This window comes from Microbacterium sp. C5A9 (assembly GCF_022627955.1).
Taxonomy (GTDB): Bacteria; Actinomycetota; Actinomycetes; order Actinomycetales; family Microbacteriaceae; genus Microbacterium.
The window spans coordinates 1-245 of sequence record NZ_JABXGD010000035.1 but is presented as its reverse complement, the minus strand read 5'-3'; the positions used below and the strand labels follow the sequence as shown (position 1 = coordinate 245).

Genomic DNA, 245 nt, shown 5'->3' with positions numbered 1-245 from the left:
GCTACATTCTGCACCGCAGAAGAAGGCGCACCCGGCGGGTCGTTTCTTTGCAACAGGATCAGATTTTCACCGCATTCAACAGGAGTACGTTTTGCTCGCCATCATCCTCGCCGCCGGCTGGCCGATCTGGCCTTTGCTGATCGCTTCCATCATCGGCCTGGCGCTGGTCATCGAAAGACTGGTCTATCTGCGCCGCCCGCGCATCCTGCCGCCGGACCTGCTGGGGGAGGTGGTACGGGTCTACC

At 61.2% G+C, this 245-nt stretch carries 1 protein-coding gene; it reads left to right on the top strand.

The window, feature by feature from the left end:
• A partial coding sequence (locus HWD99_RS18390; protein ID WP_241797634.1) for a hypothetical protein occupies positions 1–245 on the top strand: 245 nt, incomplete at both ends.